The organism is Rhizobium sp. R693 (genome assembly GCF_002211315.1).
Classification (GTDB): domain Bacteria; phylum Pseudomonadota; class Alphaproteobacteria; order Rhizobiales; family Rhizobiaceae; genus Rhizobium.
This window is the reverse complement of the sequence record NZ_LOKY01000045.1, coordinates 204,634-228,884: the sequence shown is the minus strand read 5'-3', so window position 1 is coordinate 228,884 and position 24,251 is coordinate 204,634. Positions and strand designations below refer to the sequence as shown.

Here is a 24,251-nt window from a genome sequence, read left to right as displayed (position 1 = left end):
TGCCCTATTTTCCACCATTCTGACGCTCGCCGGGATCAGGCTTTGCAACCTTGCCCGCAGCACGCAGAACGTTCAATACGCCGGCACAAAATCCAAGAAGAAGAAGAACAATCATCCCCCAAGGCGCCGTGCCGACAAAACGGTCGAGGAGATAGCCGAGAACGGCGCCGACGACGATTGCGGAGATGAACTCGCTCGAAAGCTTCATCGCCTCCGCGTAACCTTTGCGGCTCGCTTCGGCGCTTGCTTCGACAGCCTCTTCCTTCCCCGCCTCTACGCGCTTGGTTGCGAGCTCCGCTCCCAATTGCGCCCGGCGCTTCTCAAGACCTTCCTCGCGGTCGTCCGTCATGGTGCTCTCCTCCACTAGCCGCTGTCCGCGATCCCGCTACCCCGGTTTTCCGGACAACAACCCCAAGGTTTGAGAACCTTTCGGCCCGTTCTGAAGTCGCGCGCAACATAGTTTTAGCAAAAAGCATAGTCAAGGCGTGAGCGGTCGATGTCCAGCCATAAAATAAGCATGAGAAAACATGTGCTTAGGTCAATCTCAGCGCACTTTTCCAAAATCGACCGAAAGAATCCGCTTTTGTGTGCGGCGAAGAGACACGAAATCGCGTCAGGATCGGCTTTTCCGTTAGCTCCAGCCGCCGCCATAGGTGCGATAGAAGACGTGCAGGCCGATGCGGCCGACCTTCTCCATGGTCTTGGCCCATTTCGGACGAACGTAGACAGCGTGATAATGGGTGGCGGAGCCGACCTGCGGCAGCCAGATCTTGCCGGCGGTCACCGCCATCGCGACTTCGCGGGCGATTCTCCAGTGATATTGCGAGTTCACCCGATCCTTGATGTTGTCGCAGGCAAAGGAGAACTGGCATCGGTTACGCCAATCCTCATTCTGATAGACGACGCCGCAGATCGTCTTCGGGTAGGCCGGATTGCGGACGCGATTGAGAATGACCTGGGCAACGGCAGCCTGACCCTTCACCGTTTCGCCGCGTGCCTCGAAGTAGATGCCGGATGCCAGGCACTGCTGCTCGGCCGCCGAAAATACCGACGGCGCCAGGATGCTTGCGGCCCAGGCGTGGTCACGCGGGCCGATCTGCGGGACGAAGCGGCCGTCGTCCGCCTTGTCGGTGAGAATCGAATCAAACGGCGACAGACGGGAGTAATCAGGCGCGGCTGGCGCGTAGGCCGTCGCCAGCACGTCGGCCTTTGGGTTGGTCACGAGGCCAGCCAGCATCGGCGAAACGCCGCGATCCGGCTTGAGCGGTTCCCTCTTATAGAAGTTGGTCGCGATCTCGATTTCCTTGCCCTTGATCTTCGGCTTCACGAAGGCTGACTTATCCTTGAGATCGAAGGCGGGCTGAAAAAGTAGGCGCGTTCTCTGGAGGATAGAGCCGGCGGAAAAATCCTTTGGTGGCTGCACCTTCTCGACAGCAACGACACGGCTCTTCTTGGCCGGACGATTGACGCGGTCTTCATCCGGTGTTGCCTCATGGCCCTTGTCGTTCGCCACGAAGGCGACCTTGCGGCCGTCGGGCAGAACCATACCGGCCCCGGCTGCGATTGTGCCCGTGACAACAGGGTCGGCAAAGGTCAGTTCGGCCTGATGAATCGACCCTGCCGGCGAATTCGTCAAAACCATGCGCCAGTTTTCCCGTCCCTGGTCGAGGCCGGCAAGTAGAGCAGCGAGGTCAGCATGGGACGCCATCGTCGGCGACATCAGCCACCCACAAACGCCGAAGAGCGCGGGGGAACTCCAATTTTGAAGCAAGAGGCGCAGCTTGCCACGGGAAGGGCTATTTCGACGCAACGCGGGACTCCGGCATGAGACGCATGAACATGCCGTTGAAAATGTCTCATTAACCTTGATGCTTGGTTAATGCGGTGGCTCTCGGGGGTGAAAGAATTAGAGCAAGGAAAAATAAAGCCCGGCAGATCGCCGGGCTTTTATTGGGCAGTATGTGCTGTCTAGATAATGACGTGCGAGCCGAGTTCCACCACGCGGTTTGCCGGCAGTCGGAAGTAGTCCGACGGATTGGCTGCTGCATTGGCAAGTGCGATGTAAAGGCGATCCTGCCAATAGGGCATGCCGGACTTCGCATCGGGAACCAGCTTGCGGCGGCCGAGGTAGAAAGAGGTCGACATGATGTCGAACTTCAGGCCGGTCTTGCGCAGCGTCGCCAAGGCTTGCGAGACGTTCTGCGACTCCATGAAGCCAAACTGCAGCTCTACACGCGAGAACCGCTCCGAAATCGGCTCGACCTTGTAGCGATCGGCGCTCGGAACGCGCGGCTTGTTGATCGTGCGGATCGTCAGGATCACATTCTTGTCGTGCAGAACGTGGTTGTGCTTCAGATTGTGCAGCAGGGCAGCAGGCGCCGATTCCGGATCGCTTGTCAGGAAGATCGCGGTACCGGGCACCTGGGCGGGCGAATGGTCGCTCTTGCGCTCAATCGAGCTAACGAAAGACGCCAACGGAATATCGGTGTGGCGCGTCTTCTCAGTCAGAAGAGCGGTACCGCGACGCCACGTCCACATGATGATCGTAAAGACGCTCGCGATCAGCACCGGAATGTAACCGCCATCATGGATCTTCAGCAGGTTCGCTCCCAGGAAGATCATTTCCAAGCATACCAGCGGCGCAAGCGCCAGCGTGGCAACGGCTGTGGACCAATGCCAGCGTACGCGCACAAACTCGAAGGCCATGATCGATGTGACGACCATCGCGCCCGTTACCGAGATACCGTAGGCGATTGCCAGAGCGTCTGACGTCTTGAAGCTGATGACGAGGAAGATGACGCCGAAGAAGAGTACGGCGTTAACGGACGGCACGAAGATCTGTCCGGTATTCGTCTCCGAGGTGAAAAGAATCTCCATGCGCGGCAGGAAGCCGAGGTTGATGCCCTGGCGGACGAGCGAAAAGGCACCCGTGATGACTGCCTGGCTGGCGATGATGGTCGCCGCAGTCGCGAGGATGACGACAGGCAGCAACGCCCATTGCGGATACATCAGATAGAAGGGGTCGGACATCGCCTTCGGATTTCCAAGCACCAGAGCACCCTGCCCCAGATAGTTCAGCGTCAATGATGGGAAAACCAGCGCGAACCACGCCCATTGGATCGGCCGACGACCGAAATGGCCAAGATCGGCATAGAGCGCTTCGGCACCTGTCACGGTCAAGAAGACCGCGCCAAGCACGACGACGCCGTAGAACCCCTCGTGCAGCAGGAAGCTGACCGCATAGTACGGGTTGAAAGCGGCAAGGATCCCGAAGTCATCGGAGATGTGCGAAATGCCGGCAGCCGCCATAACGAGGAACCAGAGTGCCGTGATCGGCCCAAAAAAGCGGGCGACGGCGCCAGTGCCACGCGATTGCACAGCAAACAACAGGGCCAGGATAAAGACCGAAATCGGCACGATATAGCTCGTCATGCTGGGCGCGACGAGCTTCAGGCCTTCGACGGCCGACAGAACCGAGAGCGCCGGCGTGATCATCGCGTCACCGAGGAACAGCGCCGCACCGACCAGGCCGAGCAGCATCAACAGTGCGGTATGCCCATTGGCGGTCTTCATCAGCAACGCCAACAGGGAAAGCGTGCCGCCTTCGCCTTCGTTGTCGGCACGCAACAGAAAGAGCACGTATTTGATGGTGACGATAATGGTCAGAGCCCAGATCATCAGCGAGATGAGGCTGATCACCTCGAAGCGGGTGAGGCCGTCGATTGCGACAGGCTTCAATGCTTCACGGAACGCGTAAAGCGGGCTGGTACCGATATCACCGTAGACGACGCCGATGGAGCCAAGCGCAAGGTAGAACAGCTTGCGCGGCTTCATTGTGCGTTCGTGTGAATGGCTACCTTCGTGCATGAAATGAAAACAGGCTCTTCAGAGCCAGCCTTTCCATCGGAAAAAGAAGAAGGGAATGATGGCGGATAGCACCATCAGCCCAAGCGAATAGGGATATCCTTGAGCGAAGTGCAGTTCCGGCATGAATTCGAAATTCATACCGTAGATGGAGGCGACCAGCGTCGGCGGCAAGAACACCACGGACGCGATCGAAAAAATCTTGATGATCGAGTTCTGCTCGATGTTGATCAGGCCGAGCGAAGCGTCGAGCAGGAAGGTGATATTGCCTGCAATAAAAGAAGCATGCTCGTTGAGCGACTGGATGTCGCGTGAAACCGTCTTGCACAATTCTTTGGTATCGTGATCCTGCTGGACGGCCGGAACATTATAGAAGAACGTCATCAGCCGGGACAAAGACGCCAGGCTGTCCCGAACCTTACTGACGAGGCGATGATGGCCCGCAATGTCCCTGAGTTTTTCTTCCAGATAGTTCGACGGTTTGCGCACCTTCCGGGCGCGATCGCCAAACACATGCGTCGACAGAATGTCGATACGGGCGACCGAGAGCTCCAGGATCTCCGCGGTCCGATCGATCACGGTTTCAAAGAGCTTCGTCAGCAGGGCCGCGCCGCTGCGCCACTGCTGCGGCACGCGGTGCAGCGCGGCAATGAACAGTGCAAACGATTTCGGCTGCGCATAGCGGATCGTCACCATCCGCTTGCCGGCCAGGATGAACGCAACATCGGTCAGCGTCGGCGCGTCCGTTTCCGCCTTCCAAACGAGGGACGCGGTCATGAATACGGCGTCATTTTCCGTATAGAGGCGGGCTGACGGCTCGATATCCTTGAGGTCGTCGCGCGTCGGCACTTCGATGCCGAGCGTTCTTTCGACGAAGAGCTCCTCCTCGCGCGTTGGCTCGATCATGTCGATCCATATGACGTCGTCGCGCAACGAGCCTTGCGACAAATCGCCGATCTCGACCGACTTGCAGTTGGAACAGTAAGCCGTGATCACCGGATCGGCCTCCGGCAATCCGAGCACTGTGCGCACGGCACACCGCCTGTGACGCAAGTTCCCGATCTTAGCGAAAACGTTTGAGGAAAGTTCATACGATCCCTGCCATATCCGGCAACCGCCGAGATATGCAACGTGCTCAACCGCATCGCAGTCACCAATCCTTCGGCCAAGACAACTCCGAACATGCAGGTGACCGGCCCCGGCAGGGTGGCCATCATCGAGCATTCGCAAAACAGCCGCCCTCATGGCGACGGCGCGCCATATGACGGAAAGCTGCGAAAGAATCAAGACATCTTACGTCCACTGCGCCGTTTGACCACATTTTCTCCGCAATTGGGAGCCTAACGGCGGCGAAGCATTCACTCGAAAACAATGGCTGGCGCGGCCCGCTGCGGCTGCCCGCCGAGTTGCTGCCAGACCTTGGCGGCGATCTCGCGATAGATGCCGGCCACGATGCCGTTCGGCTCGGTGGCGACAAGCGGCGTTCCGGCGTCCGACGTCTCGCGGATGTTCATCGTCAGCGGCACTTCGCCGAGGAAAGGAACGCCGATGCGTTCGGCTTCCTTGCGAGCGCCGCCATGCCCGAAAATATCATAGCGGCTGCCGGTATCGGGCGCGATGAAATAGCTCATGTTCTCGACGATGCCGAGCACGGGAACCTCGACTTTCTTGAACATGTTCAATCCCTTGCGGGCATCGACCAGAGCGAGGTCCTGCGGCGTCGAGACAATGACGGCGCCGGCCAGCGGCACCTGTTGCGCCATCGTCAGCTGCGCATCGCCGGTTCCGGGCGGCATATCGACGACAAGCACGTCGAGCTCGCCCCAGGCAACCTCGCGCAGCATCTGCATCAGCGCCGATTGCACCATGGGACCACGCCAGATCATGGCTGTCTCCTCGTCAACGAGGAAACCCATCGACATGACCTTGAGTCCGTAATTCTCCATCGGATTGATGATGCGCCCATCGATCTGAGTGGGACGACCGGAGATCTTCAGCAGTCGCGGCATCGACGGGCCGTAGATATCGGCATCGAGAATGCCGACACGCAGGCCGTTTGCCTGAAGACCGAGTGCAAGATTGACGGCGGTCGTGGATTTGCCGACGCCTCCCTTGCCCGAGGCGACGGCGATGATCGCGCCGATGCCGGGAACGCCGAGCTTGCCCGCGCGCGGCTGCTGTTGCGGCGCGTGTGCATGGCCGTGATGGTCATGTCCCGCCTGCGGCTGCGGGCGCGACACTGGCGCCGATCCCGGGCCGGCCTTCTTGTCCGCCGTCAGCGCGACCAGCGCTCCCTTGACGCCCGGCATCTCCTTGATGACCCGTTCCGCCGCGAGGCGAAGGGGCTCCAGCTCCTTGGCGCTCTCCGCCGGAACGGTGATGGAGAAATAGACCTTGCCATCGGAAATGAAGACATCGGACACCATCCCGAGCTCGACGATATCGTGTTCGAGATCCGGCCCGCGCACTGTCTTCAGCGTTTCGAGAACCTGTTCCTTGGTGACGCCGGTCATTCCATCCTCACTGCCTGTGTTGGCATTCTAGATAGAGGAGTGCCGCGTCTTCGCCAAACAAAATCGGTGATCGATGTAGCGATTGAGGAGCGAGGTCAACCGGAAGGCGGCTGCGTCCACCAAGTCCGCCGGGCTTTCGCCCTGATAGCCGCAACAGCCTTCCAGGAGACCGAGGTAAGCCTTGCGAACTAGAGCAAGCGTGCCAAAAGGCCAGCACAAAAGTCCATCCGACAAGAAAGCGAGGGGGAATGCCGGCGGCGGCGTGTCCCAAACGCAACAACCGCCGCCGACGTCCAAGCCCGAAATTGGGCACCGTCACGTCGGCGGGCAGTATGCGGGTCGCGCCGTTTATCCGGCGTCGTTACCAGGTCCCCTCTGGACCGCTGGAGACAAGGAAGCAGAAAACGTGCCAACTGGCAAACAGTTGGCAAAGCCAATGTTATCGAGCGACATGCTGATAGGCCGTGGCGAAGATTTAGGCGCGAATGCCTGCGAAGCCCACAATTTGCGCACCTGTCACTTTATGAGACCAATCCGCAAAGCTCTGGCAACCGCCTGAGTCCGGTTGACGGTACCGAGTTTCTTCGTCGCACGGTTGAGGTAGTGATTTACCGTATGCTCGGACAGATTAAGGATCTCGGCGATCTCAACACTGGTCTTACCGGCTGCAGTCCAGTTCAAACAGTCGAGTTCGCGGTCGGTCAAGGTATCCATGACCCGCGTGTCATAACTGCGAACCTCCGCCAACCGATCGAAGACGTGGGTGGAGATATAGTGGAGTTCGCGCATTTCCTCGGCGGTGAACGCCTCGCGATCGCCCGAGAATGACACGGCGCCGCGACCGCCAGAGGCCTCGTGGGCGGGGAAATAGGCACAACGCATCATGCGAAAGCGCTCGAAGAGGGCGGCAACAAAGCCGGCCTTTCCATCGGTTCGCTCCAATTTCACCTGTGATACGTCGTTGAAAAACGGCGTGGTCGATGCCCTCAACCGCTTCATGACCGGGCTATTGGTTACAAGCCCCTCCTGGTCATAAGCTGCCAACAGTTCCACTGGCCAGCTTGAGATCACAGTGCTGCTCTGCAGATCGATCGCCGTTGTCGAAGGAAGATTGAAAACCATAAAGGCCCGCGCTCGATAGGCTTCCGTCACCTTTTTCATGAAGCGGAAAATATCAAACTGCGTTTTCAATCCGGCGATCTCGCTAACGTGTACGTCTACGGAAGATGCTGGCTGCGATGGGTTCATTTACGTGTTCAACTCAAAAAAGATGGAAGCCTGATGGACAGCGTCTCGTCCGCGCCGTCGCAATTTGTATCGCCGGTGACGATTTACCAGCACATACACCCCAGGACGGGGGATTGACGAGCGTCAATTGTGATGATTCGTCAGAAAATCTCAATACTATGCTTTAGGAGGAGGCCCACCGGTCGCGGCAGGTCAGCGACGCGGACCTAGGCCGATGCGCATGGCCTCCATGATCCGTCCAGATGTTTCGCGGATCGGAGCAGCCCATTCTGACAGGTTTTCCATGCCGAGCCGATAGGCAGGACCAGTGATGGAAACGCCTCCGACAAGCGACAGGTTTTCCGACCAGATCGGGGCCGCAATACAGCAGATTCCGACCTCGTGCTCCTCACGGTCGAAGGCATGGCCCTGCTTTCTTATCTCCTCGATCTCCGCAAGAAGCGACTCGGCCGTATGCGTGTTGGCCGTGAAGCGGTGGAAGGCGATTTCCGCGACCAAAGCCTCAACGCGCTCCCGGGGCAGAACGGACAGGGCGGCCTTACCTACACCGGTGCAATAGACCGGCGACGCATTGCCGATCTGTGAGTACATTCTGACAGGCTGTTGCCCCTCGAACTTGTCGAGGTAGATGATCGAGGTGCCGCGGAGCACGCCGAGATGGACCGTCTCACCGGTTAGATCCTGGAGAGCCTTGAGGTGCGGCTCGGCAACGAGCCGGAATTCGTTGCGTCCCCAACTGCGGGAGGCAAAGTCCAGCAGCCGCAAGCCCGGCAGATAACGGCCGTCCTCATCGATTTCGAGCAGCCCCTCTTCCACGAGATGACTGAGCTGGCGGTGAACCGTCCCGCGGGGTTGATCGGCGACCGCCAGTATGTCGGTGAAGCGCATGGGGCCGTCGGCATGACTCACAAGGTCGAGAAGGACCATCAGCTTGCCTAGGGTGCCCGTGTCGCGCTTCCCGTGCGCACTCTCTTTTGCCGCACTCATCATTGCCCCAAATGCCTTGACAGGACCACCAACGTAATCGGATAATTCCACATAGTCAAATTGAGTTCCAAATAATAGAACAGTTGCAAAACCGGGAGGAAAAGGTGACGGGTATTGTTGCGCAGTTTCCGGAATTCAGGGATCGAAGCGTACTGATCACCGGAGGCGGGTCCGGCATTGGGGCGGCGATCGTCGAAGGTTTTGCCCGCCAGGGCGCCAAGGTTTCCTTCATCGATGTCGCGGAAACGGAAAGCCACGAGCTTGTGGAGAGGCTTTCGCGCGACACGCTGCATCCCGTTCGCTTCCACAAGGCGGATTTGCGCAATGTTGCAGAAATCCGCCGGACGGTCGATGAAGTCGTCGCTCACTCGGGCCCGATCAGCGTGCTTGTCAATAATGCCGCGCGCGACGACCGGCACGATTTCGAGGCTGTGACCGAGGAGTATTGGGACAATAACCAGGCGACAAATCTACGTCACGTCTTCTTCACCACGCAGGCCGTCGCGCCCTCGATGCGCACCGCCGGCGGCGGCGCGGTGATCAACATGTCGTCGATCGCCATTCTCCTCAACATGCCGGAATTCCCTGCCTATTCGGCGGCAAAAGCCGGTGTGATCGGGCTGACAAAAAGTCTGGCCGGCAAGCTTGGACCTGATAACATCCGTGTCAATTGTATTCTGCCAGGCATGATCGTAACGGATCGTCAGATGAAACTCTGGCTCACTGAGGACGGCATTGCTCGGACCGTGCAGCGTCAGTGTATAAAGAAGGTCCTGCACGCCGATGCGATCGTTGGTCCGTGCCTGTTTCTGGCGTCGAGCTGCGCGGCAGCGATCAGCGCACAATCTCTTATTGTCGATGGAGGCATTTTCTGATGGCGGATCCCGCTTACGTCGCGGTGGATTGGGGAACGAGCAGTTTCCGGCTTTGGCTGATCGGCAAGGATGACAGCATCCTTGGCGAAAGCCGCAGCAACGAAGGCATGACGACGGCTGCGAAGACCGGTTTTGCTGAGGTTTTGGCCTCGCACCTGGCCAAGATGGATGCGCCAGGAAATCTTCCGGTCATCATCTGCGGCATGGCTGGTGCAAAGCAGGGATGGGTCGAGGCCGGCTATGTCGACGTGCCGACATCGCTATCTTCTATCCTCACCGGCGCGGCATCCGTTCCCGGCCAGAGCCGCGACGTCCGCATCCTTCCGGGGCTCGCGCAGAGGGATCAGGCAAGGCCCGACGTCATGCGCGGTGAGGAAACACAGCTTCTCGGCGCGCTTGGCCCGGCAAGCAGCGGATCACAGGCCGTGTGCATGCCTGGCACGCACTCCAAGTGGGTGCATGTCACGAATGGACGGGTCACCGGCTTCTCCAGCTTCATGACCGGCGAACTCTTCGATGCGATATCCAAGCATACGATTCTGTCGCATGCCGTCGCCGGCGCGGAACAGACGCCGACAGATGTGGCGGCCTTCGAAAGCGCGATCAAGGCAGCTTACGAACAGCCGGCAATGGCGACCAACCTCTTCTTTACGGCGCGCTCCGGACAGCTGCTGCATGGGCTCACGGCCGCAGCGGCACAGGCCAGGATCTCCGGCACATTGATCGGCCTGGAAATCGCCGGCGCCATGGCGACGGCGGGTACGGGCGTTAACATTACCCTTGTGGCCGCCGGCCGACTGCAGGGTCTTTATGAAGCGGCCTTCAAGGCACTATCATTATCCTTCAACACGATTGACGCCGACACTGCTGTCCGTGGCGGGCTTGCTTCCGCCGCCAAAGCCATTTGGCCGAATTAAGAAAGCACCAAAGCGATGAACCGTATCCCCTTCCCCACGATGAAGCGCCCGCTGATTGCCATTCTTCGGGGGATTAAGCCCGAAGAGACCGAAAGCGTGGTCGGTGCGCTGATCGAAAGCGGATTGACCGCCATTGAAATCCCGCTGAACTCGCCCGACCCGTTCAAGTCGATCGAGATCGCCGCGAAGATGGCGCCTGCCGATTGCCTGATCGGCGCCGGAACCGTACTGACGACAGAGGCCGTCGCCAGCCTGAATTCGGCGGGCGGCAAGCTGCTGGTTACGCCCAACGTCGAGCCTGAAGTCATCGTGCTTGCCCGCAACTACGGCATGGTCACGATGCCTGGCGTGTTCACCCCGACGGAAGCGCTGGCCGCCGCCCGCGCAGGCGCAACGGGGCTGAAATTCTTCCCCGCCAGTGTTCTCGGACCGTCCGGTATCACCGCAATCCGCGCAATTTTGCCGCCAGAGCTCGTGATTGCTGCCGTCGGCGGCGTTTCAGACAAGAATTTCGCTGATTACACCAAAGCCGGCATTCATGCCTTCGGTCTTGGCACCAGCCTCTACAAGCCGGGAATGACCGCAGCAGAGGTTGCCGAGCGTGCCAAGGCGACCATTTACGCCTATGACGCAGCGGTAGGAGCTTAAGGCGTATGACGGAAATTCATGAATTCGCGGGAAGGACACTCTGCAATACCAGCTCCGTGCTGGGTGAAGGGCCGACCTACGACCCCGATACCAACACGGTGTGGTGGTTCAATATTCTCGGCAAGGAACTGCACGAGCTTAATCTTTCGACGAACGAAAAGAAGGTGCACGCCCTGCCGATGATGGCGAGCGTGCTGGCGCGCATCGATGCCGGGCGTCAACTGCTTGCGACCGAACAGGGCCTCTTCGTCCGCGACACGAAGAGCGGCAATCTGACGTTCTATGTGGCGCTCGAAAGCGACAACCCGGACAACCGTTCGAACGACGGCCGGACGCATCCTTCCGGCGCACTGTGGATCGGCACGATGAGCAAGCGGGCGGAAAACCGCGCGGGCGCCATCTACCATGTGGCCGGCGGTCGCGTGACCAAGATCTTCGACGGCATCAGCATTCCGAATTCGATCTGCTTCTCGCCGGATGGAACGATCGGCTACTTCACCGACACTCGCCTCAGTCGCCTGATGCGGGTGATGGTCGACGCACAGACCGGCCTGCCGACCGGTGAACCGATTGTGCTGGTTGACACCATGGACGAGCCGGGCGGCATCGATGGCTCGGTCGTCGACGCCGACGGGTACATCTGGAATGCGCGGTGGGGTGCCGGCACGGTCGATCGCTACAGCCCGGATGGGCTACGCATTTCGCGTTACAAGGTCCCGGCGGCACAACCCTCCTGTCCTGCCTTCATCGGAACGAATGGCGACCGCCTTGCAGTCACCACGGCATGGGAAGGGCTGGATGACGATGCGCGGTCCATGCAACCGCAGGCTGGGTCTCTGCTCGAACTTGACGTCACCGTAAAGGGAATTTTTGACCCCGTTTATGTGATCTGACGCAAAGTCAGGCACAATGGAAAGGGCGCCCGGGGCGCCCTTCTTGCTTTCATCGGTGGGGTTGATTGGCGAGGGTCACCGCAGCGTTTGCGATAGAAGCTCCACGAAATTAGCAATTTTTGCGCGATTTTTTTCGGGAACCAATAGAAATCCCATTCATTTCAATAGTGAACCGGCCAGACGGACGCCCGACTGCGAAGGAAGGCAAAATGGCTAGAGATCACTATTGAACTGAAAAGGTAGGTTCGAGATGACACGCAAACTTCTCACAACCGTTGCCGCTGGTGCCTTGTTTGCCACGGCTTTCGCACCGACGGCGTTCTCGCAGAGCGCAGCCCAGCCGGCTGATCCGAATGCGCCGGCCACGCAGGCAGCGCCAAGCGATCCGACAGCTCCGCCGAAGGTTCCGGATGCAACGGCTCCGGTCCCGGCAGGTGACGCGGCTCAGGCTCCGGCGCCGGCTGCGACGACCAACACCGCACAGACAGGCGGCTCATATTTGACCGAGCAGGCTGCGGACCAGATCAGTGCCAATACCTATATTGGTCAGTCGGTCTACAACGGTCAGAACGAGAGCATCGGTAACGTCAACGACCTGATCATGAAGAAGGACGGCGGTTTGGTCGCAGCGATCATTGGCGTTGGCGGCTTCCTCGGAATCGGCGAAAAGAATGTGGCCGTTCCAATGGATAAGATCACGGTCGCCCAGAACACGCAGGACGGTAGCGTCAAGCTAACCACGTCCGAGACCGCTGAGACATTGAAGGCGGCTCCGGAATTCAAGACGCTTCAGATGCTCGCAGCCGAGAAGGCCCCTGCGCCCGGCACAATGGATACCACCGCTACCGGCTCTACAACGAACAAGTAAGACAGTGCGCAGCGAGTTATCGCGGAACCGGTGGCGTCCGAAGGGGCGCCATCGGCGTTTCAGGCGCTAACGCGATCCGAGGTATCGTAGTAGTTCTCATGCAGAAACCGCAGCGTCGCGATACCATCCGCGGGCTTGCCGAAGTGATAGCCCTGCCCCATGCCGCAGCCGAGCGAGCGCAGCTTCACCGCTTCCGAATAATCCTCGATCCCCTCCGCGACCACTTCCAGGTCCAGCCCCTCGCACATAGTGAGGATGGCCTTGATAATGTGCTCGGACGCACGGTCGGAATTGATCCGCGACACGAAGGCGCGATCGATCTTGATCTTGTCGAACATGAAATCGCGGAGGCGCCCGAGGCTCGACTGGCCCGTCCCGAAGTCATCCAGCGAGATGCGAACGCCGGCCTGACGAAGATCGGCGATGATCCGGTTTGCCGTATCGGCCGAGCCCATCACCGCCGTCTCGGTGATCTCTAGTTCGAGCCGGTGCGGGTCAAAGCCGACGCGACCGAGGATCGAGAGGATGCTGCTGCTCGTCCCCGGGTCCATCAACTGCGCCGAGGAGAGATTGAACGAGAGAAAGAGTTCGCGCGGCCAGGAAAGTGCCGCTTCGGCCGCCTTGCGCAACAGCGCCTCGGACAGGGCGTCAATAAAGCCGCGTTCTTCCGCGAGCGGAACGAAGACCCCCGGCGAAACGAAACCCAGATCCGGATCGTTCCAGCGCGCCAGGGCTTCGAAACCGACGACCTGATTGTTGGAAAGAGCAACGATCGGCTGAAAATGCACGTCAATGGCATCGGAGATAATGGCATTGCGCAGCGCCTGTTCCAATTGCGTCGCGCGTTTCATTTCCTGGGCGATTTCGCGGGAATAGACGGTGATCTGGCCGCGACCGCGGCGCTTTGAGCGGTAGAGTGCGGTCTCAGCGCTTTTCAGCAGTTCCTCGAACTCCTCGCCCGCAAATGGATAGATCGAAAAGCCGAAGGAAGCCGACAGCCTCACATTGCGATCGCCGAGATCATATGGAGCCGACAGGACTTCGCGGATCATCTGGCCGAACTTCTCGGCGCTCGCCCGCTCGAATACCAGCGGCAGGACAAAGGCAAATTCGTCACCGTCATGACGCGTGACCAAGGCGCCATCGGGAATACAGGCCTTCAGGCGATGGGCGACCTGGCAGAGAATCTCATCGCCCGCCGAAGAGCCGAAAAGATCGTTGATCGGTTTGAAGGAATCGAGATTGGCAATGCCGATCGTGAAGGGTGCGGGATCGCTCGCGCGCTCCGCGGCGATCTGGGCAATGCGGTCACGCATGCGGTAGCGATTGCCGAGCCCGGTCAGTGGGTCGGTATAGGCCATTGTCTGAAGTTCATTCTGACTTACGGGCACCAAAGGCATTTCAGCCGACATCATCATTCAGACCCAGACTGCACCAATGCCAGGAAGGATGGCGGGCAAGTCTTAAGAATTCGATAGTGGATCGGCCACGTTGAAACCGTATGCTGCCCCTAGATCTAGGGGCTTGACGAGCTTTGTTCGTCACATGCCGACCTGTCTGATATCCCCGGCAAGGTATTTCTGAAAGATCCCCTGAAGAATATCAGGGCTCACCGGCTTCATGATCACGTCGTCCATTCCGGCTTTTGCGCACTCAACTCGATCACGCTCGAAGGCCTGAGTAAGAACGCCGATAATCGGCGTCCTTGAACTGCCGCCTTCCTCGGTCTGGCGGATCAGCCGCGCCGCCTCAAAACCGTTGAAGCCCGGCAGCGATATATCCATCAGGATGATTTTAGGCTGGTGCTCGGTCCACAGCCGGATCGCTTCGTCGCCGCTTGGAGCGATCAGGTAGCGGTAGCCGAGACCCTCGAGGATCTGCGAGAAAACGATCTGATTAATGTCGTTGTCTTCGGCGACAAGCACGTCGAGCACGCTCACGTCTTCGACTGTAGTGATCTCCCAATCGATGCTTTCGGCGATCTCGCCTCGATTGCTGCGGTTGAAATGTCGGGCGATCTGGAAAGTAAGCTCATTGGCGAGCTGGAAGCCATCCATCACCAGCGCCGGGATGCCGTACTGCTCGGCGAGCTCCAGGCAACGCATGCCAAGCTGATTGTCGATCACGAGCAGGTCGAGCGAGATGCCGGAAGAGCTCGCAATCTCCAGGAAGTGCTCTTCCTCGTCCTCACCGCGGACCGAGCAGGCCTCGAAGCCGTATTTGGCGAGGGTCCGCAGGGCCGCTGCTTCAGCCACCACATCCGACGTCACCACCAGGACTTTCCGACCCGAGAAGTTCTCCGGGACGATGGCCTCCATCGCGGCCGGTTCGCGGCGCTCGCCGCTGCCGCCCATGGGAACGTAGGCGCGCCGATAGGAATTCTTGCTCGATGTTGTGACCGCCGACGCAAGCCGGAACTCATCGAGATCGGCGCCGTCGCGCGGCAGGTCCTGCATGGTCGAAACGAGGAAATAGCGCCCGGGCTTGCCGATGCGGTGCTTGCGCGCGACTATGTCGCGTTCGACGCCGTCGCGGGAGACCTGTCGCTGGCGGGAGATCGACATTTCGCCGGTTTCCAGTACATGACGGTCACTTTCCTCGAAGCGTTGGGCAACCTCCTTGGAGAACAGGTCACCGCTCTTGCGGCCGAGCACTTCGTCAACCGTCGTCTGGTACTTTTCGCAAAAGGCGATGTTGACGGCGACGTAATTGAGATTGCGGTCCTTGACGAAGAGCGGGAAAGGCAGGTTATCGAGGATATCCTCGGTGAGTTGCACACGCTCCAGATCGGAGCGCCACTGTTCCTCGCGTTTCTTGTCCTCGGAGATATCCTGGATGACCGAGACGCCATAGCCGCTGGCGAGGCGACGCTTGCCGAAGCGAATCCAGCGATCCGTACCGTGCCGTTCGACGGCTTCGAAGCGTTCGCGCCAATGCGAGGCAATCTTCTGGGACAGCCAATCCTCACGGCTCATCGCCGCCTGATTGCTGGGTGACTGCGTGCGGATGCCAGTGTCGTGGATCGCGCCGAGGAAGTCTCGCAACCGCGTACCCGGCTTCAGCATGGTCTCCGATATGGGAAAGAAATTGAGAACCTGGCGGCTCGCAAAGATCATGTGGTCGGTCTTGTCGTAGACAATGAATGCGGCGCCGAGGCTCTCGCATACCGCGTCAAACAGCGCCGTCTGCAGGCTGATATCAGCCGACATTTCGCTGCTTACAGATGATGTGTCCGCTTTTTCGAAGCCGGCACTCATTCCTACGCGTCCCACATCTGTCCGATTTAAACCCAATCCTCGGAAGTAAGTCGCAAAATGGCATCTTTGTCTTAAGGCGCGCTTAACGCTAAGCGGCCGGAATTGGAGCGTGCAGAACAAGGGAACGGCTGCGCTTTCGCACTTCCCTCGGCCCCGCGAATCCAAGAGAATGGCGCATGGCCATCAGACAACTTTCAGAAACCCTCATCAACCAGATTGCCGCCGGTGAAGTCATCGAGCGACCGGCAAGTGCCGCCAAGGAACTGATCGAGAACGCCCTCGACGCAGGGGCGACGCGCATCGAGGTTGCGACATCCGGCGGCGGCAAGAGCCTGCTGCGAGTTTCGGATAACGGCTCCGGCATGGACGTTGCGGATCTGGAGCTTGCCGTACGCCGCCACTGCACCTCGAAGATCTCAGACACGCTGGATGACATCCGGACACTGGGCTTTCGCGGCGAAGCGCTGCCATCGATCGGCTCGGTAGCACGACTCAGCATTTCCAGCCGCCGCCGGGACAGCACCGGTGGCAATGAAATCGCTGTCGAGGGTGGCAGAATTACGCATCTTCGCCCCTCACCCGGCAATCCGGGCACGATCGTCGAGGTTCGCGATCTCTTCTTCGCCACGCCTGCCCGCCTGAAATTTCTCAAGACGGAGAAGGCCGAGGCTGCGGCGATCACCGAGGTCGTAAAGCGGATGGCGATCGCGTTCCCCGGCGTGCGCTTCGTGCTGTCAGGGACTGACCGCACGACGCTGGAATTGCCGGCGACGGGCGACGATCATCTGGCGCGCATGGCGCAGATCCTCGGCAAGGAGTTCCGCGACAACGCCATCGAGATCGATGCCGAGCGCGAAGGCATATCGCTGACCGGCTTTACCGGCATCCCGACCTTCAATCGCGGCAACTCGGCCCACCAGTACGCTTTCGTCAACGGCCGTCCGGTGCAGGACAAGCTGATCCTGTCGGCGATCCGTGGCGCTTATGCCGAGACTATCCCGGCCGGACGCTATCCGGTTGCCGTTCTGTCGATCACGCTCGACCCGGCCCTTGTCGATGTCAACGTGCACCCGGCCAAATCGGACGTGCGCTTCCGCGACCCGCAACTGGTGCGTGGCCTGATCGTCGGGGCTGTGCGCGAGGCGCTGGTGCGTGACGGCAGCCGGGCAGCGACAACGGGCGCCGACGGAATGCTGCGCTCCTTCCGTCCGGGTTTCCAGCCGAGTGCCCAGCGGCCGCAACAACCCTGGTCGGCGGCAACATCCCCCTCGCGCCCATTTTACGAGGCTGCGAATAGTAGCTTCGGGGAGCGTCCTCAAGCTTCCTTCGACGGACTGGCGACGCCGACAGCCCGCAGCGACGCCGTGCCTCCAAGCATGCCGGTCACGCCGGAAGAGCCGCCGCAACGCTATCCGCTGGGTGCCGCCCGAGCGCAGATCCACGAAAATTATATCGTCGCACAGACGGATGATGGCCTGGTGATCGTCGATCAACACGCCGCGCACGAGCGCCTGGTATTTGAGGCGATGCGCAAGGCCCTGCATTCGAAGCGGCTTGCGTCGCAAGTGCTCCTCATTCCCGAAATCGTCGACCTGCCGGAAGAGGATTGCGATCGGCTGATGCAGTTTGCCACCGAGCTTGGCGATCTGGGACTGGCGATCGAACGCTTCGGTCCGGGCGCCATCGCGGTGCGTGAGACACCTGCCATGCTTGGGGAGGTGGACGCCACGGGGCTTGTCCGGCAGTTGGCGGACGAAATTGCCGAATGGGATACGGCGTCCGGCCTGTCGGCTAAGCTCGAATACGTGGCAGCGACCATGGCCTGCCACGGATCAGTGCGCTCCGGACGGCGGCTGCGGCCTGAAGAGATGAACGCGCTTCTGCGCCAGATGGAGGTCACCCCGGGTTCCGGTCAGTGCAATCACGGACGTCCGACCTACATTGAGCTTAAGCTTTCGGACATCGAACGGCTGTTTGGCCGGAGCTGAAAAAGCTGGAAAAGCCAGCGGAGCCGCGTTATGGCAGGCGAATAACAAGCCGCAAGGAAACGGAGCGCATGAATTTGTTCGAGGGAAATGGAAACCGCCAGGCGCAGATACGGTATCTCGATGCGGATTTTCAGATCCTGTCGCCAGGCTCCTACGTCGTGTGCGCAATCACTGGCAAGCAGATCCCGCTCGACGAGCTGCGCTATTGGAGCGTCGCGCGCCAGGAACCTTATGCCGATGCCGTTGCCTCATTTGAGGCCGACAAGCGCGCGGGCGTCCTGCCCAATCAGAAACGTTGAGCGCCAGCGCCTAAAGATCTCCGCTTAGGGCCTTCCGCCCTCCCTTCAAACGCCGCTCGCGGCAAGCATTGATCGCGCGGTCGATGATCAACCCTGGCGCCATTGCGTCCGCAAAGGCCATCTCCACCTCGATCACCCGGCATTTCGCTGCAAGTTCCTCGGCCTTGCCATGATGGCCGGCGAGGCGGACGAAATCCTTGGACGTCGTGACAATCTGAAGGCCGTCGCGCTCTGCGGTTGAGAGGATGTCGTCGATCTCGTCATCGGTCAGATGCTCGTGATCACCAAACGAACGGCGAGCAGCGATTTGCGCGCCGACGGATTCGACCGTGCGAAAGAATTTCGACGGATCGGCAATGCCCGCAAAGGCCAGCACGTTGCGGCCAGAAAGTTCGGCGCTGTCGCACACTTTCAGCGAGGCTGTGAAATAGGGCTTGGCCGCGCGCGCGGCGATCCGAACGATGTTGTCGGCGGCCTCGCCCCCACCAACCTTCAGGAGCGCCGTGGCGTAGCGCAGCTGCTGGCGAATGGGCGCGCGCACGGGGCCGCCCGGAACGATATGGCCGTTGCCCAAGCCGCGCGTGGCATCGATGACCAGCAATGCATAGTCGATCGCCAGCCGCGCGCTCTGAAATCCGTCGTCCATGATAATGAGATCCGCGCCTTCCTTCACGAGACGCTGAGCCCCTTCAACACGGCGGCGCGAGATCACGGTCAGCGCTTCTCGGGCGAGAAGCAAAGGCTCGTCGCCGACAGCAAGGGCACGGTGATGAGCCGGATCGACAACCGTTGTGACGTCGAGGGAGCCGCCATAGCCGCGGCTCAGGAAGCCCGGCTTCAGCCCCTTCGCCTTTGCCGCGCGAGCGATGGTCAGCGCCGTCGGCGTCTTGCCGGCACCCCCGACCGTGAAATTGCCGACACAGATAACAGGCACGGGCACCGAGGCGCGCTTGGCGTTGGCCATACGGTAGCCGGCGACACGTCCGTAAAGGAAGGAAATTGGATAGAGCGCCCAGGCACGCCAATCGGCTTTCGACCACCAGAAGGGTGGCGCTTCGGATACCATTTTCCCCGTCCCGCCTTTCGGACCCCGAGCATCATGCTGACGGGCTTTGTCCTCGACCGGGCGAAAAGAAAGGGTAATTTTCAAGAAAAAGCAAGCCCTTGGTCAATCAGGCAAGCTGGAGGTGGGGCAACAGTCCCTCGAGCTCTGTAATGTCGTTCAGGCAGTAGTCCGATGCGGCGGCGAGCGATTCCCGCGATCCCGTGCCGGTGAGAACGGCCACGGTGACGCCGACCTTAGCGTTGCGGCCCATATGCAGATCGTGGTTGTTATCGCCGACCACAGCGACTTCGGAGGGGTCAAGGCCCGTCGCCGCACAGAAGCCAAGCACCATTCCGGGTTCCGGCTTCGTGCCGAAGCCGCTGTCGTAACCGGCCACGTAGTCGATGAAGGGCGCAAAGCCAAAACGCTGGGCCGTCTGCTTGATCGAGCGCTCGTTGTCGCTCGAGGCAACGCCGAGACGAAAGCCGCGGCCATGCAGGCGACCAAAAAAAGCGGAAAGATCGGTGACCGCAACGGAAAACTCGGCGGCGTGCGAAAAGAGATCGTCCAGCTTGGTCGTCAGCTCGATCACGTCAAGCTTCGAGCCGGCCGCGATCAGCCCTTCCGAAATCTGGCGGGTGTTGCCGGCCGCAAGCAAACTGTCGGGAACGATATGGCCGGTGACCGGATCCATGCCGCAAGCCAGAAGCAGCCTGTTCGCAAGTTCGGGATCACCTGCCGACGCGATGCGCGCCAGTTCGCGGTTCACCGGCAGCCAGCTCTCGTCATAGTCGAGAAGCGTCCCGTCCTTGTCGAAGAGTATCCCCTTGATCGCCTTCATATCCGCCCTGCTCCTCAGCGCTGCACCGCCGCCTTCGGCAGCAGCCTGGCCTTCACCGTCAGCGGATTGATGTAGGGCTCCAAACCCTTCACCGTCGCCGTCAACGCGCCACGCATTTCTTGCACGGCGCTGATCCCGGCCTCGATCATGGTGCGGCGTGCGCTGTCGTTGGTGAGCAAATAGTGGACGCCCTTGGCGAGCATCTCAGTATCGCGGACCATGCGCGCGCTGCCTCGCCGTGCCAGCTTCTGATAGGCTTCCCGGAAATTCTGCACATTGCTGCCCGACAGGACCGCGCAACCCAGCATCGCCGGCTCCAGCGGATTTTGCCCGCCTTCGGCAAACAGCGAGCGACCCACAAAGGCGACTTCGGTCAGGCGCAGGTAGAGGCCCATCTCGCCGATCGTATCTCCAAGGAAGACATCGACATCGGGGGTGAGCGCATCGCCACGCGTGCGGCGGGCCACTTTGAGCCCCTGATTGACAAGCTCGGCTTCAATTTCGTCGGAGCGTTCGGGATGGCGGGGCACGATGATCGTCAACTGCCCGTTTCGTTCCTTCAGCGCCCGATGGACGATGCCCGCGGCCTTCTCCTCACCGTCGAAGGTGGAGATTGCCGCCCAGGTCTTGCGGCCACCGAGTTGCTGCTTGTATTCGGCGAATACCGCGGCGTCATAGGGCGGAGCGTCGGTATCGACCTTGAGGTTGCCCGACATCATGACGTGGCGTGCGCCGAGATCGCGGAAACGCTCTGCGTCGACATCCGACTGCGCGATGACGAGCGCAAGGTTTTCAAACAGAGCCTCGGCAAGTGCCGGACGCCGGCTCCATCGCTCGAAGGAGCGGTCCGACATACGTGCGTTGACAAGGATCTGCGGGATGCGGCGGCGACCGAGTTCCATCAGCGTCGCAGGCCAGATTTCGGATTCGGCAATCAGCGCGCAGTCCGGCTGCCAGTATTCGAGGAAGCGGCTGACGGCTGGCTTCAGGTCGAGCGGCACATACTGGTGGATCGCCTCGTTGCCGATACGCTCAGCAGCCAGTTTGGCGGACGTGATCGTTCCTGTTGTCAGAATGACATGGACGTCGCGCCGGCGAATTTCGCGGATCAGCGGAATGACGGCGTTCGTTTCGCCGACGCTTGCGGCGTGAAACCAGACCAGTGGCCCGGCCGGGCGATCAGCGCTGGCATAGCCTGAGCGCTCCAAACGGCGCGCGCGGTCTTCCTTGCCCTTGGCCGCCCGATAGGCGAGATAGCCGCCGACAAAAGGGGTCAGCAACGTTCCCGTTGCCTGGTAGGCGCCCAGCGCAAACCGCGCCATGCGACCACTCATCTGCCAATTCTCCGATCACAAACGATCGACATCAACCCGTTCCCAATTCCCAATTATTGTTGCGGCCTGCAATGACCGATCAGTTTGTCCAGAATGCGTCCGGCAGTCGGTCGGTTCGCGGCTCCGATGAACCGCGACCGCGGGAGGGTTACTGCGCGGACTTGCTTTCCGGGTCCAGCAGACGGTGCATGTGGACGATGAAATAGCGCATATGCGCATTATCCACAGTCGACTGCGCCTTTGCCTTCCAAGCCGTCAGTGCAGTGGCATAATCCGGAAAAATGCCGACGATATCGAGGTCCTTGAGGTCCCTGAACTGAACATCGTCCAAGCTTTCCAGTTCGCCGCCAAATACGAGATGCAAGAGCTGCTTTTTGTCGCCGGATTCCGTCATTTTCTTCTCTTTCTGCTCTGTTCTCCTCCGCCGCTTCATCTGAGGGATTTTGACGAAAACGTCAACTGCCTCGTCGTTCGCCAATCCCGGTTAGTAGATCGGAGAGTCGCGGCGCGGCGGCTGCGCAAAGTTCGTCGTGGCTGACCTTAATGCGGTTATAGAGCGGCGTGTCACCCTGGAGATCGACAAGCCGCCCGCCGGCGCGCTCCAGTATCAAATCGGCGGCGGCGAGATCCCAATCGTGCGAATTGTGCTTGATGAAGGTGCCGTCGATCTGCCCGTCGGCAACCATCGCAATGCGGTAGGCAAGGGACGGCACGTGCCTGACGCGCTCAATGCGATGCTTGAGCGCTTCCGGAAATGCCTTGAGCACGTCCTCGGCGATCGCAAAGCGTCCCGGTGCATCAAGCGGTGTCGTCGATACGGTTATCGGTTGGCCGTTCTTCAAGGCCACGCCGCCTTCGACAGCCTCGTAAAGTTCCTCCAAGGCAGGAGCGTAGAGAACCCCGGCGACAGGCCGCCCACGGCGGACGACCGCAACACTGACGCACCACAATTCCAGCCCCGCCAGGAATGCTCGCGTGCCATCGATCGGGTCGATGATGAACAGCGTGTCTCGTGAAAGCCGATCGCCGTCGTCTTCGGTCTCTTCGGAGAGCCAGCCATAATCCGGCCGGGCGGCACGCAGGATAGATTCAAGCTTCTGGTTGGCTGCGAAATCGGCGGCGCTGACGGGCGATCGTCCCTCGTTCTTCCACCAGACCTCAGGCGACTGGTTGAAATAACCGAGTGCAACATCGCCGGCTTGCCTGGCAGCATCCGCGATCAGTTCCAGATCGCTCCGCCAGAGGGCTGTGTCCACGTCGGTCATTTTCGGCAATCCAATCTATCAGCGCCCGGCGAGCGTCATTCCTTCGATCGCAAGCGTCGGAGCGGCGACACCGAACTTGCGGTCGATGTCGTTTGCAGGCGTGACCCGCATGAACATGTCCTTGAGGTTCGAAGCGATCGTCACTTCGGAGACGGCAAACGTCAGTTCGCCATTCTCGATCCAGAAGCCGGTCGCACCGCGGCTGTATTCGCCGGTGATCATGTTGACACCCTGGCCTATCAGCTCGGTCACGTAGAAACCGTTGCCGACGCTGCGGATCAGATCCTCCGGCGAGATATCGCCCGGCTCCAGCGCGAGGTTCGTCGCGGCCGGCGTCACCGAATTGCCGCCGCGCACGCCGCGGCCGTTGGTTTCCATGCCGATCTCGCGGGCCGTCGAGGTGGAGAGGAACCAATGCTTGAGGATACCGTCCTCGACCATCAGCAATCGCTCACCGGATATGCCCTCGCCATCGAAGGGGCGCGACGACGGACCGCGGACGATCAGCGGATCGTCCGAGATCGAAAGCCCCGATTTCAAGACCTGCTGACCCATCTTGTCGCGCAGAAAGCTCGTCTTGCGCGCAACCGAGGCGCCGTTGATGGCCCCGGCAATGTGGCCGACGAAGCCGCGAGCAACGCGAGGATCAAAAACAACGGTGATGTCCTTGCCCGTATCCACCTGACGCGGATTGATGCGCTTGACCGTGCGTTCGCCTGCCCTGCGGCCGATCTCCGCGGCATCATCAAGCTCGCCGAAATAGAGGCGGCTGTCGAAATCGTAGTCGCGCTCCATGGCCGTGCCTTCGCCGGCGATGACGCTGACGGATCGGCCGAAGCGCGAGGCCATGTAGCTGCCTTCGAAACCGTGTGAGGTCACAAGCACAAGGCCACCCCTGCCGGCCGAAGCCCCGGCACCCGACGAATTGCTCACGCCCTTGACCGCAAGGGCCGCAGCTTCCGCCTCGAGCGCGGCTTCGCGAAGCTGGTCGGAAGTAACCTCGGTCGTATCGAGAAGCTCAAGGTCCGGATAGGACTTCGCAAGCCGGTCCTCGTCCGCCAGGCAGGCGAACGGATCTTCCGGCGACACCTTTGCCATCGCCACAGCCCGCTCGGCCAGAGCCGAAAGATCGAAGCCTGGATTTGCGGAGACGCTGGCAACGCGCTTGCCGATGAAGACGCGCAGCGAGAAATCATCGCTTTCCGAGGATTCCGTGCCCTCGACCTTGCCGAGGCGCACGCTGACCGATTGCGAGCGCGAGCGCACCACCACAGCGTCCGCGTCGTCGGCACCAGCCTTCTTTGCCAGGTCGATCAGTTGGCTTGCGCGGGAAAGAAGCGTCGAGGAGTCGATTTCTGAGGACATGATTTGGCCTTTCCTTCGCGTTCCATTTATTGTGCGCTACGAAA

General features: G+C 60.3%; 23 protein-coding genes. 8 read left to right on the top strand and 15 right to left on the bottom strand.

Annotation, left to right across the window (positions count from 1 at the left end; translation table 11 throughout):
* Positions 1-4: 4 nt before the first annotated feature.
* The 4 genes from ATY79_RS23975 to ATY79_RS23960 form a co-directional block, all read right to left on the bottom strand.
* On the bottom strand, positions 5-349 hold the full coding sequence (locus ATY79_RS23975) for a F0F1 ATP synthase assembly protein (protein ID WP_007530461.1): 345 nt from the start codon (positions 347-349) through the stop codon (positions 5-7).
* 282 nt (positions 350-631) lie between these two features.
* A complete protein-coding gene (locus tag ATY79_RS23970; protein ID WP_088694600.1) occupies positions 632-1,810 on the bottom strand; it encodes a cell wall hydrolase in 1,179 nt (392 codons plus the stop codon).
* 158 nt (positions 1,811-1,968) lie between these two features.
* Complete coding sequence (locus tag ATY79_RS23965; protein ID WP_088694601.1) at positions 1,969-3,867, bottom strand: potassium transporter Kup; 1,899 nt, start codon at positions 3,865-3,867, stop codon at positions 1,969-1,971.
* A gap of 18 nt (positions 3,868-3,885) precedes the next feature.
* On the bottom strand, positions 3,886-4,860 hold the full coding sequence (locus ATY79_RS23960; protein ID WP_088694710.1) for a magnesium transporter CorA family protein: 975 nt from the start codon (positions 4,858-4,860) through the stop codon (positions 3,886-3,888).
* 135 nt (positions 4,861-4,995) lie between these two features.
* On the opposite strand from ATY79_RS23960, the gene ATY79_RS23955 reads away from it, so the two are divergent.
* Positions 4,996-5,208: a hypothetical protein gene (locus ATY79_RS23955; protein WP_088694602.1), complete on the top strand. Its 213-nt coding sequence runs from the start codon at positions 4,996-4,998 to the stop codon at positions 5,206-5,208.
* A 14-nt stretch (positions 5,209-5,222) separates the two neighbouring features.
* Here ATY79_RS23955 and apbC read toward each other — a convergent pair whose 3' ends face one another.
* The 3 genes from apbC to ATY79_RS23940 all read right to left on the bottom strand — a co-directional run bounded on the left by apbC (position 5,223) and on the right by ATY79_RS23940 (position 8,612).
* Positions 5,223-6,377, bottom strand: coding sequence for an iron-sulfur cluster carrier protein ApbC (gene apbC, locus ATY79_RS23950; RefSeq protein WP_088694603.1), 1,155 nt, complete (start codon positions 6,375-6,377; stop codon positions 5,223-5,225).
* Between the two features lie 516 nt (positions 6,378-6,893).
* Positions 6,894-7,625, bottom strand: a complete 732-nt coding sequence (locus tag ATY79_RS23945) for a LuxR family transcriptional regulator (RefSeq protein ID WP_088694604.1) — start codon at positions 7,623-7,625, stop codon at positions 6,894-6,896.
* A 192-nt stretch (positions 7,626-7,817) separates the two neighbouring features.
* Entirely contained in the window at positions 7,818-8,612 is a 795-nt protein-coding gene (locus ATY79_RS23940) for an IclR family transcriptional regulator (RefSeq protein WP_088694711.1), read from the bottom strand.
* Between the two features lie 104 nt (positions 8,613-8,716).
* On the opposite strand from ATY79_RS23940, the gene ATY79_RS23935 reads away from it, so the two are divergent.
* From ATY79_RS23935 to ATY79_RS23915, 5 genes are all read left to right on the top strand, one after another.
* A complete protein-coding gene (locus ATY79_RS23935) occupies positions 8,717-9,487 on the top strand; it encodes an SDR family oxidoreductase (protein ID WP_088705083.1) in 771 nt (256 codons plus the stop codon).
* Positions 9,487-10,404, top strand: coding sequence for a 2-dehydro-3-deoxygalactonokinase (locus tag ATY79_RS23930; RefSeq protein WP_088705082.1), 918 nt, complete (start codon positions 9,487-9,489; stop codon positions 10,402-10,404). Before ATY79_RS23935 ends, ATY79_RS23930 begins: the two co-directional genes overlap by 1 nt.
* 15 nt (positions 10,405-10,419) lie before the next feature.
* Positions 10,420-11,052 carry a 2-dehydro-3-deoxy-6-phosphogalactonate aldolase gene (locus ATY79_RS23925; protein ID WP_088694607.1) on the top strand — a complete coding sequence of 211 codons (633 nt, stop codon included), beginning with the start codon at positions 10,420-10,422 and terminating at the stop codon, positions 11,050-11,052.
* Between the two features lie 5 nt (positions 11,053-11,057).
* Complete coding sequence (locus ATY79_RS23920; RefSeq protein ID WP_088705081.1) at positions 11,058-11,945, top strand: SMP-30/gluconolactonase/LRE family protein; 888 nt, start codon at positions 11,058-11,060, stop codon at positions 11,943-11,945.
* Positions 11,946-12,195: 250 nt separating this feature from the next.
* A complete protein-coding gene (locus ATY79_RS23915; RefSeq protein WP_088705080.1) occupies positions 12,196-12,813 on the top strand; it encodes a PRC-barrel domain-containing protein in 618 nt (205 codons plus the stop codon).
* Positions 12,814-12,872: 59 nt separating this feature from the next.
* Here ATY79_RS23915 and ATY79_RS23910 read toward each other — a convergent pair whose 3' ends face one another.
* The gene (locus tag ATY79_RS23910) at positions 12,873-14,231 is read right to left on the bottom strand and encodes an EAL domain-containing protein (RefSeq protein ID WP_088694610.1); all 1,359 of its coding nucleotides are present in this window, start codon (positions 14,229-14,231) and stop codon (positions 12,873-12,875) included.
* A 123-nt stretch (positions 14,232-14,354) separates the two neighbouring features.
* The gene (locus tag ATY79_RS23905; RefSeq protein ID WP_088694611.1) at positions 14,355-16,070 is read right to left on the bottom strand and encodes a response regulator; all 1,716 of its coding nucleotides are present in this window, start codon (positions 16,068-16,070) and stop codon (positions 14,355-14,357) included.
* Positions 16,071-16,246: 176 nt separating this feature from the next.
* Here ATY79_RS23905 and mutL point away from each other — a divergent pair, with 176 nt between their 5' ends.
* Positions 16,247-18,058 carry a DNA mismatch repair endonuclease MutL gene (gene mutL, locus ATY79_RS23900; protein ID WP_088705079.1) on the top strand — a complete coding sequence of 604 codons (1,812 nt, stop codon included), beginning with the start codon at positions 16,247-16,249 and terminating at the stop codon, positions 18,056-18,058.
* Positions 18,059-18,126: 68 nt separating this feature from the next.
* On the top strand, positions 18,127-18,357 hold the full coding sequence (locus tag ATY79_RS23895) for a DUF2093 domain-containing protein (RefSeq protein WP_088694613.1): 231 nt from the start codon (positions 18,127-18,129) through the stop codon (positions 18,355-18,357).
* Positions 18,358-18,367: 10 nt separating this feature from the next.
* Here the strand turns inward: ATY79_RS23895 and lpxK are convergent, their stop codons facing one another.
* The 6 genes from lpxK to ATY79_RS23865 form a co-directional block, all read right to left on the bottom strand.
* On the bottom strand, positions 18,368-19,423 hold the full coding sequence (gene lpxK / locus ATY79_RS23890; protein ID WP_088705078.1) for a tetraacyldisaccharide 4'-kinase: 1,056 nt from the start codon (positions 19,421-19,423) through the stop codon (positions 18,368-18,370).
* A 106-nt stretch (positions 19,424-19,529) separates the two neighbouring features.
* Positions 19,530-20,243 carry an HAD family hydrolase gene (locus ATY79_RS23885; RefSeq protein ID WP_088705077.1) on the bottom strand — a complete coding sequence of 238 codons (714 nt, stop codon included), beginning with the start codon at positions 20,241-20,243 and terminating at the stop codon, positions 19,530-19,532.
* A gap of 14 nt (positions 20,244-20,257) precedes the next feature.
* Entirely contained in the window at positions 20,258-21,577 is a 1,320-nt protein-coding gene (gene waaA / locus ATY79_RS23880) for a lipid IV(A) 3-deoxy-D-manno-octulosonic acid transferase (RefSeq protein ID WP_088694616.1), read from the bottom strand.
* Between the two features lie 148 nt (positions 21,578-21,725).
* Entirely contained in the window at positions 21,726-21,971 is a 246-nt protein-coding gene (locus ATY79_RS23875; RefSeq protein ID WP_088705076.1) for a DUF4170 domain-containing protein, read from the bottom strand.
* Positions 21,972-22,032: 61 nt separating this feature from the next.
* Positions 22,033-22,842 (bottom strand): 3'(2'),5'-bisphosphate nucleotidase CysQ, encoded by an 810-nt coding sequence (locus ATY79_RS23870; protein ID WP_088705075.1) that lies wholly within the window; start codon positions 22,840-22,842, stop codon positions 22,033-22,035.
* An 18-nt stretch (positions 22,843-22,860) separates the two neighbouring features.
* On the bottom strand, positions 22,861-24,207 hold the full coding sequence (locus tag ATY79_RS23865) for a TldD/PmbA family protein (protein WP_088705074.1): 1,347 nt from the start codon (positions 24,205-24,207) through the stop codon (positions 22,861-22,863).
* Between the last annotated feature and the right edge of the window lie 44 nt (positions 24,208-24,251).